At 67.3% G+C, this 8,873-nt stretch carries 11 protein-coding genes; 10 read left to right on the forward strand and 1 reads right to left on the reverse strand.

Annotated features, from left to right (window positions below; all coding sequences use genetic code 11):
* Positions 1–132: 132 nt before the first annotated feature.
* The 6 genes from ACFU5K_RS30110 to ACFU5K_RS30135 all read left to right on the forward strand — a co-directional run bounded on the left by ACFU5K_RS30110 (position 133) and on the right by ACFU5K_RS30135 (position 5,137).
* A complete protein-coding gene (locus ACFU5K_RS30110; RefSeq protein ID WP_384067368.1) occupies positions 133–1,047 on the forward strand; it encodes an ATP-binding protein in 915 nt (304 codons plus the stop codon).
* Complete coding sequence (locus ACFU5K_RS30115) at positions 1,044–1,670, forward strand: hypothetical protein (RefSeq protein WP_384067345.1); 627 nt, start codon at positions 1,044–1,046, stop codon at positions 1,668–1,670. The genes ACFU5K_RS30110 and ACFU5K_RS30115 overlap by 4 nt, the downstream gene beginning before the upstream one ends.
* 583 nt (positions 1,671–2,253) lie before the next feature.
* Positions 2,254–2,925, forward strand: coding sequence for a hypothetical protein (locus tag ACFU5K_RS30120; RefSeq protein ID WP_384067348.1), 672 nt, complete (start codon positions 2,254–2,256; stop codon positions 2,923–2,925).
* Between the two features lie 65 nt (positions 2,926–2,990).
* On the forward strand, positions 2,991–3,464 hold the full coding sequence (locus ACFU5K_RS30125; protein WP_384067351.1) for a hypothetical protein: 474 nt from the start codon (positions 2,991–2,993) through the stop codon (positions 3,462–3,464).
* A gap of 102 nt (positions 3,465–3,566) precedes the next feature.
* Positions 3,567–4,112 (forward strand): hypothetical protein, encoded by a 546-nt coding sequence (locus ACFU5K_RS30130; protein ID WP_384067354.1) that lies wholly within the window; start codon positions 3,567–3,569, stop codon positions 4,110–4,112.
* A 371-nt stretch (positions 4,113–4,483) separates the two neighbouring features.
* Positions 4,484–5,137, forward strand: coding sequence for a TnsA-like heteromeric transposase endonuclease subunit (locus tag ACFU5K_RS30135; protein ID WP_384067357.1), 654 nt, complete (start codon positions 4,484–4,486; stop codon positions 5,135–5,137).
* A gap of 37 nt (positions 5,138–5,174) precedes the next feature.
* Here ACFU5K_RS30135 and ACFU5K_RS30140 read toward each other — a convergent pair whose 3' ends face one another.
* Positions 5,175–5,588, reverse strand: coding sequence for a cytidine deaminase family protein (locus ACFU5K_RS30140; protein ID WP_384067360.1), 414 nt, complete (start codon positions 5,586–5,588; stop codon positions 5,175–5,177).
* 510 nt (positions 5,589–6,098) lie between these two features.
* Here ACFU5K_RS30140 and ACFU5K_RS30145 point away from each other — a divergent pair.
* From ACFU5K_RS30145 to ACFU5K_RS30160, 4 genes are all read left to right on the forward strand, one after another.
* The gene (locus ACFU5K_RS30145; protein ID WP_327113347.1) at positions 6,099–6,299 is read left to right on the forward strand and encodes a DUF4236 domain-containing protein; all 201 of its coding nucleotides are present in this window, start codon (positions 6,099–6,101) and stop codon (positions 6,297–6,299) included.
* 150 nt (positions 6,300–6,449) lie between these two features.
* On the forward strand, positions 6,450–7,979 hold the full coding sequence (locus ACFU5K_RS30150; RefSeq protein ID WP_384067363.1) for a helix-turn-helix domain-containing protein: 1,530 nt from the start codon (positions 6,450–6,452) through the stop codon (positions 7,977–7,979).
* Between the two features lie 64 nt (positions 7,980–8,043).
* Positions 8,044–8,508, forward strand: a complete 465-nt coding sequence (locus tag ACFU5K_RS30155; protein ID WP_384067366.1) for a transposase — start codon at positions 8,044–8,046, stop codon at positions 8,506–8,508.
* Complete coding sequence (locus ACFU5K_RS30160) at positions 8,477–8,602, forward strand: transposase (protein WP_384067371.1); 126 nt, start codon at positions 8,477–8,479, stop codon at positions 8,600–8,602. Before ACFU5K_RS30155 ends, ACFU5K_RS30160 begins: the two co-directional genes overlap by 32 nt.
* Positions 8,603–8,873: the final 271 nt, after the last annotated feature.

Genomic DNA, 8,873 nt, shown 5'->3' on the forward strand with positions numbered 1-8,873 from the left:
GTCTTCACATACACGCCACTAGACGCTACACCCGTTAGACCAGCCGACAGACCACTCGTCCCATGAATCGTGCCACTAGGCGATACCGGCTCCCGTCACTAGCCGAAACTCGCTGACCTGCGCTGATGCCCAATTCGACTCATCGGACACCCACTGAGCTGCGGAACCCGGGTCTACGACGAGGACCGGCTCGACCATTACGCCCGGATGCTCGTGGTCGCCACATCGTTCGTCGAAAAGACGGTGGTCTGCGGCCGCCGCCTGGTCCTGCTCAACCGGCACGCGATCAGTGCTCGCCGCGGCTTGATGGTCTCCGGACTGCCCGGGACGGGCAAGACCAGCGCTATCACCCAGCTCGGGCTCGCACACGAGCTCCTCGACCGTGCCCGCCACCCGAACTCCACCGATCGCATCCCAGTTCTCTACATCACCGTTCCGCCCGCGGCGACGGCCCGCATGGTCGCTGCCGAGTTCGCGCGGTTCCTGGGACTGCCAGTCCGGGGTAGGTCGAACATGACGGACATCATCAAGGCGGTGGTCGGCGTCTGCACAGACACCCGCGCCGGCCTGGTGCTCGTCGACGAGATCCACAACGTCTCGCAGGTTACCCGGGCAGGCGCCGAGGTCTCCGACACGCTGAAGTACTTCTCCGAGCGGATCCCCGCGACCTTTGTTTACGCCGGTATCAATCTCGAAACGAGCGAGCTGCTGGCCGGCACTCGGGGCGCTCAGATCTCTGGCCGTTTCACTCTCGTCCCCACCCGCCCGTTCCCCTACAGCGAGGAGTGGAAGGGCTTGGTCGCGACCATGGAGGCGACCCTGCTGCTGCACGATCACCCGCCGGGCAGCCTGGTCAAGCTGGACCGTTACCTCTACAACCGGGCCGATGGGATGATCGGAGCGCTGTCCCACGCCATCCGAGGGGCCGCAATCGACGCGATCCTCAGCGGCACCGAACGCGTGACCAAGGAAGGGATCGACGCGATCCCCCTGGACCATGCGGCGGAGACCATGGCGAAGCCGCTGAAGAAGGCAGTTGCCCGATGACCGGGGCTCGATCGGGACGGCTGGCCCGGCTGCCTGTCCAGGTTGCCCCGCGGCTCGGTGAGGAAACCGACTCCTTCATCCGGCGTCTCGCTCGTGCCAACCACCTCAAGCCCAGCTATCTGCACGGATATCTCTGCGGGCCGCCACTCTGGTTCGGCAAGCCTCTTCTGGATCGGCTCGCCGACACCGCCGGGCGGTCTCCGCAGGTGCTGGAGCGGGCGCTCGCGGACGCGAGCTCGCCCCGGCGACGCGTCAAGCCCAATCCCCGCTACCCAGACAAGGAACTGTTCCCGGGACGTGGTGAGCTCGCCTACCTCATCTCCGATGACGCCCGCGACGGGACCATGACCGTCCGTGCGCTGGCTGAGCGTTACGAGGTCCCACAGCGGGCAGTCCGGCTCGCGCTGGACACCGGACGGCCCGCTGATCGTGATGTGAGGTTCCGCAAGGACCCGGTCATGGTCCCTGTCATCCGCCTGGTCGACGACATGCTCGCCCGAGGGGTTCGCGGCAGAGCCATCTGGGCGGAGCTGATGGACGAGCACGACTATTCCGTCTCCTACTCGTCCCTGCTCTACTACGTCCACCGCGGCCGTCACATGAAGCGCGAGCCACAGCAATGAGGAACCGGCAAAAGCGCGCCCATCACGCGCCCGGCCCCCTGTTCCCACTGCCCATCCAGGTCCGGCCGGTCGCAGGCGAAGGCTTCACGTCCTTCATCCAACGCCTCGCTGCCGCCAACCATCTCAAGGCCGGACACCTCCGGACTTACCTCTGCTCGCCGCCCCTGCACCGGGGGGCATCCACGGTGGGAGCGATTGGCCGCAGTGACCGGCCGCGAGCCCCAGCTTCTCCGGAAGATCCTGGCGAACACCCGGTGCACGGAGTGCGGCCACCTGCTGCCCATCACGCCAGCAGGCAGCAGTCGGCGGCAGCGTTGCTCGCACGCCTGCCGGCAGAGGAGCTACCGCAAACGCCACCCGAAGCCGCGGAGCCAACGAGCGGTGGCCTGCGCAGGCTGCGGACAGAAACTAACCGTCGCGACCGGCGGAGAGACCCGGCGCTGGTGTTCAGCGAGCTGTCGACAGAAGGCCTTCCGCCGACGTCAGCGCGGGGAAGCCGAGGCCTCGCCCGACCCGAGCGCGCCCTGCACCCCGCCGAGAAATGAAGAGGAACCCCAAACGGCGGGCAGCGACAATGGGAACCGTGCTGATCATGGATGCCATCGTGGAAACCTATGACGCTGCGGACTTCACTCTGTGGCCCACCGCGGCCCCGAACTCGGACCGCCTGCTGGGCCTCTCCGACCAGATGTCACCGTTGGAAGTCGGTACGGCCATGGCGGTCTTGACCAGCTGCGGTCACGACGACAGCGACGACCCGGCTCCGGACACGGAGGCCGGCACCCAGCGCATCCAGAACCTGCTGAACGTCGATCTCGTCATCGCGCCGGGCGGCATCCTCCTCCAGGACACCGCGACCGGCGTCGTGATCGCTCCGGGGTGCTGCTTCGGCCTGGAAAGCTGGCGCGACTGGCTCGGCCTCATGCACGGCGAAGAGGTCTGGCTCGGTCACGACACCGCCGCGCACGTCGAACACCAGGGAACACTCGTCAAAGTGTGGCCTGACACGGACCCACCAACAAAGACCCCCATCGAGCTTCCCCTGGCCGCTCTGCCGGACCTTCTGCAAACCGTGCACGACAAGCTCCACGGTTTCCTCACCCTTGCCGAGCAATGGGCTTTCCGTTACGCGCCGGCACTGGCCCCCGCTCTGATCGCCAAGCTCAACGAAGATCTGGACATCGGCCGCCCGCTGGAGCACCCCCAGATCAAAAACCTTCCGCAAGCAGCAGGCTCGTCGCCTGTCGACTGCTAACCAGAGATCAGTAGCTCCTGACCACGGACATAGAGTGAGTATTTTGACGAACGGCAGGGAAGGCCATGGAGATCACCGTCCAGTGGATACGGACGTTCTGGACGAAGCAATCTCGGGGAGGACCGGCTGCCTCGCGCAGGAACGCGGCCCCGATCGGCTTCGCGCTGCCGCATGCCACAGCCGGTTCCGCACACGTGATTCGCATGCACGAGCGAGACGACTTCGAGCCCTACGACACCCAGGAAGATCCCGGAAAAGTCGATGTTCAGCTCCGTGAAGCCGACGGACGGCTGCGGGTCTTTCCCCGAGTGGAACCCCTATTCGGCCTGCCGCCCCGGCCTCGACGGCCTCCGGCAGTGAGACTCGCCCCCGGCCAGTGGGTCCGTTGGCAGCTCAACTACCGCTTCAGCAGTGCGGCAGGGATACGGGACTGGTCGTACTGGCTGGACACGTTCAACATCGCCTACGGCCCGAGGAACGCCGATGTCTTCCTCTCCACACCCACCGTGTTCGTCGACGAGCAAGGGCCACTGCGATAGCCCATCTTGAAGGTCAATCGCACTCCCACATGTCTCGCTGGTTCCGTACTACCGATTCAGGGGGCAGTCGGCGGCGCAGCAGGCCCACTACCCTCAGCCGGTATGACAAGCTCTCCCCCCGCGCCGAAGTCGCGCTTTCTCGTCCTGCACGACTACGGCATGGGCGGTGCCTGGTGGTGGGTCCACGCGCGATCGCCCCGAGAGATCCTTGAGACCTTCGCGGAAGTCGAGGTGGTCGACAGTCCAGAGGCCATCGAGCGGGCCGACCGGGACCTGGACGAAGTCGACATCGATGAGCCGACTATGCCTCCGGGCCTGGACGGGCTGCGGACCAAGCGCGACGCCCAGCGCGGCCGCCCCGGTTTCGGCGCGCTCGCCGACCGGAGCATCGTGCACCTCCGGCGTCGCTGGGACGGCGACGGCGATGAACCAGCGACCTACCTCATGGAGGTCGGCTCCGACGGCCGCAGGTTGCGCCAGGTGGAGCTCAGTGACAACGGAACCGCGCTGAGGAGCGGCCCAGACGACTGGCCGTTCAATCCGCCGGTTGTGGACCTATTTGACCCTGAGTGGGCGGAGATGGAAATCCGCCCAGCCGAGTTCGAGGCAGCATGGCTCGAAGCGCGTCATGTCGGCAGCGAGCAATGAAGGGGCGTCGCCACCGCGCAGCGTTGTCAGACGAGATCCATCAGGAACCCTGGCAGCATCTGTCTCACCGAACATAGCCCGCGCAGGTCAGCAGGACCCACCCGACTAACTTCGTTGCGACAGGTCAGTCCGTGACCGCTGTCATCCAATCGAGGCGTTTGACAGTGAACCCAGTCGTTTCGGGTTCCTTGCCAGCGAACCTAGTCGTACGAGGTAACGCACGGGGTGGTACTGGGTGGCCGCATCGGTCGGGGTGGATCTTGCGGAGCCGTACGTCTAGCTGTCGTACGTGGACGCTTTACGCGAGCGTCGGCGGCGTCCGCTGCTGGACTGTGTGACGTCCCGGTTCGAGGACGGCCCGGTTCAAGGACGTGGCTGCCGTACGACCGTTTCGCTGGTCGCGCGGTGATCGTCACTTCTCCGGCTGGTACTGGGCGGCAACGACCGGGCGACATGTCGGTTTCGAATCGTGGCTGGAGCGGGACCGGCTTTCACTGACGCACTTCGATCCCGAGGTGACAGGGATCGCCTCACAGCCGTTCTGGCTGCACCGGCACGACGGCGAGCGGGAGCGTCGGCACGCTCCGGACTGCTTCGTACGCCGCACGGACGGCTCGGCGACGGTCGTCGACGTCCGCGCCGATGAACGTATCGAGCCGAAGGACGCCGAGGCGTTCGAGATCACCCGCCTGGCCTGCGGCCAGGCGGGATGGGGCTTCAAGCGGGTCGGGGTACCGGAGGCGGTACCACTGGCGAATGCGCCGCTGTCCCGCAGAACCGTCCGGACGATGCACTGCGGGACCCGGACTCTCCGAAGCGGGCCTTATCGCCAAACGAGACGTACGCGACGCTGCTGGAGTCGTGCGGCTGCGTTCCGGCCCCCGCTCAGTGGCGAGGACTACCGAAGCGAGCCCACCCTCGTCCTGGCCTTCTTCCGAGCGCTGCCGCGAGAAGGCCCGCCGACGCCGCGCAGGACGATAAGCGCCCAGTGGCCTGGGGTCGCATCAGGCAAACTTTTACCCTGATGCCCTGGCGGCGCCGGCTCGTGATGAGTGGCCCGGTCTATTCAGCGTCGTGCTGGTGGTCGGCCCAGACGTAGCCTTCGGGGAGCAGGTCGGTAATGAGGACGGTTCGGACGCGGTCGTCTTCGCCGACGATGACCTTGAGGGCGGGAAAGTAGTCGAGAAGGACCTGCCGGCACCGGCCGCACGGGGGAACAACTCCCCGCTCGCGGTCGCCCACGGAGACGATTGTGTCCAGCTCGTAGACACCCTGAGCGGCTGCCGCACCGATGAGGGCCAGCTCGGCGCAGGGCCCTCCCGTGAAGTGGTAGGCGTTCACCGCGGTGATGATCCGGCCGTCCAGGGAGCGGGCTGCGGCCGCCATGGTGTGATTGTCGCCCCGGCAGCGCGTGCGGGCGAGGCGGTCCGCAGCCTCAACGAGTTCGCGGTCGACGGGGTGGGTCTGCGTGGTCATCTTCTCCGCCTTCGTCGGGTGTCAGGCGATGTTGACCCTGGCGACGAGGGCGCGCAAGCGAATATCGCCGCCCGGGCGAGCATCCGACGGTGCGTCACCCCACGTCAGACCATGGGTAAGTCCTGCGGCCCCGTAGCACTCTTCAGCGGACGCTGCGCCGGCGGGCTTTGACATTCAACGTAGTCCGCCGAGGTCACGCGGCACCTCAACGACCAATTTCGCCGGCAATGGACAGTCCGTGTCCGGCGCCACTCCGCGATGACGCACGGCCGTGACCCGGGCCGGGCGGATCCCGAGGACGGGTCCGGTCGGCTGACATGCCGTCAGGGCGACCACCGCACCGGAGGCCGGCCGGGTCGCAGGGCGGACGGGCCGGTCGCGGGGCGGACGGGCCGGTCGCGGGGCGGACGGGCCGGTCGCGGGGCGGACGGGCCGGTCACAGGTCATGCGATTTCGCGCGCATGACCCGGCCGCTTCGGGATACCCGTACCCCTGACGAAGGAGGCGCAGATGCCGCTCACATTCCGCAAGAGCTTTCAGATCCTTCCGGGCGTCCGGCTGAACATCAACCGTCGGTCGTGGTCCGTCACGACGGGTGGACGGCACGGCCCCAAGCGCACCCACAGCAGCACCGGCAGGCGCACCACGTCGATGGACCTGCCGGGGCCCTTCGGCTGGCGCAAGACGACCAAGCGCAGCCGTCGCAGCTGACTCACCCGATCGGCGGAACACCACACGCCGGGCCGCGGGGCGCGCCTGATCCTCGAATCAGGCGCCCACCCACGGCCCGGCACAGTGCTGTTACCCGACGCGCACACCCCCGGCACGATCTTCATCTCATATGTGAGATAGCGTGCAGGCATGGAAGACGACTACCTCGCACGCATCGGCAAGCTCATCCGTGACGCCCGCCAGCACCGTGGCTGGACACAGACCCAGCTCGCCGAGGCGCTCGCCACAAGTCAGAGCGCCGTCAACCGTATCGAGCGCGGCAACCAGAACATCAGCCTTGAGATGATCGCCCGCATCGGTGAAGCCCTCGACAGCGAGATCGTGTCCCTCGGCTACTCCGGTCCCATGCATCTGCGGGTGGTCGGCGGACGCCGGCTCTCCGGCTCCATCGACGTCAAGACGAGCAAGAACGCCTGCGTCGCACTGCTCTGCGGTTCCCTGCTCAACAAGGGCCGCACGGTGCTGCGCCGGGTGGCCCGCATCGAGGAGGTCTTCCGGCTGCTGGAGGTCCTCAACTCCATCGGAGTGCGCACCCGCTGGATCAACGACGGCGTCGACCTCGAGATCCTGCCGCCGGCGCAGCTGGAGCTGGAGGCCATCGACGCGGACGCGGCGCGCCGGACGCGCTCCATCATCATGTTCCTCGGCCCGCTGCTGCACCGTATGGACCGCTTCACCCTGCCCTATGCCGGCGGCTGCGACCTCGGCACGCGGACCATCGAGCCGCACATGATCGCGCTGCGCCGCTTCGGTCTGGAGATCGCGGCCACCGACGGGCTGTACCACGCCCAGGTCGACTGCTCGGTCCGTCCGGGCCGTCCCATCGTCCTGACCGAGCGCGGCGACACAGTGACCGAGAACGCCCTGCTGGCCGCCGCACGCCACGACGGCACGACAGTGATCCGTAACGCCTCCTCCAACTACATGGTCCAGGACCTCTGCTTCTTCCTGGAGGCGCTCGGCGTGCGCGTCGAGGGCGTCGGCACGACGACGCTCACGGTGCACGGCGTACCTGAGATCGACGTGGACGTCGACTACTCCCCCTCCGAGGACCCGGTCGAGGCGATGAGCCTGCTCGCCGCCGCAGTGGTGACGGAGTCCGAGCTGACGATCCGCCGCGTCCCGATCGAGTTCCTGGAGATCGAGCTCGCGGTCCTGGAGGAGATGGGCGTCGACTGCGACCGTACGGCGGAGTACGCCGCCGACAACGGCCGCACGCGGCTGGTGGACCTGACGGTACGGCCCTCCAAGCTGGAGGCGCCCATCGACAAGATCCACCCGATGCCCTTCCCGGGCCTGAACATCGACAACGTGCCGTTCTTCGCCGCGATCGCGGCCTCCGCGCACGGCAAGACCCTGATCCACGACTGGGTCTACGACAACCGGGCGATCTACCTCACCGACCTCAACCGACTCGGCGGCAGGCTCCAGTTGCTGGACCCGCACCGCGTCCTGGTCGAGGGCCCGACCCGCTGGCGCGCCGCCGAGATGATGTGCCCGCCCGCCCTGCGGCCGGCGGTGGTGGTGCTGCTGGCGATGATGGCGGCGGAGGGCACGTCGGTCTTGCGGAACGTCTACGTGATCAACCGGGGTTACGAGGAGCTGGCGGAGCGGCTGAACTCGGTGGGGGCGCAGATCGAGATCTTCCGGGATATTTGAGATCTTGCCTGAATGGCATCACCACACCCCTTCTGACCTGCACAAATGCGAGTCGAGGCGGGATGTGACGGAGTCCCTGGGACTTCTCAGGGACTTTGAACCAGGAGCGACGGCTCACCGAACAGCGCGCTCTCCACATGATGAGTCATCGGAGTTCAAGGCAGACGCGGTCGCGCTGTACGAGTCGCGGCCCGATGCGACGATCAGGTCGGTCGCCGCCGACCTGGGGATCAATCCGGAGACCCTGCGGAGCTGGGTCCGGGCGGCCGGAGCAAGTCGTCCGCGGGGACGCCGGACACAGGAACCGGGCCAGCCGCCAGCACTGCTGGAGGCGGAGAACGCAGCCTTGTGGAAGAAGGTCCGCGAGCTGGAGAAGGAAACGCTGGTGCCGGACAGCCGCGGACCGGTCCTCCCGGCAGGCACAGCCGACGCCCGTCTGGCCGCCCGGATACGCGCCGTGCACCAAGGAATCCGACGGCACCTACGGAGACCCGAGAATCACCGCCGAGCTCCGCGAGACGAGCGGTGAGGCGGTCAACCACAAGCGGGTCGCAAGGATCATGCGGACGTCCGGTATCGAAGGGGTCGGAGCCGACCGGGAGGGAAACTTCGGTGTGGCCTAGGTAGAGCGTGGTTTCGGTGCTGGTGCGACTGATGAGTCTGTTGCCGGCAGCGTCGTACAGATAGGCCGTGGTCTTTCCATCTTCCTCGACTGTGGCGAGGTGCTCTTCTGCGTCCCAGGTCAGCGTTTGCCCCGGGCTCGCCGTGGTGTTGCCGCTGGGGTACCGTCGTCCGCCGTCCCCCGGGACGGCGGCCCACGGTACCCCCCCCGCCACACCACCGCGGGCCCCGGGCCAAAGCAGGACAGGGGCGCCGGAGAGGACCACCCCCCCC

Origin of the sequence: Streptomyces sp. NPDC057428 (assembly GCF_042803195.1) — a bacterium.
In the GTDB taxonomy this organism is placed as follows: Bacteria; Actinomycetota; Actinomycetes; order Streptomycetales; family Streptomycetaceae; genus Streptomyces.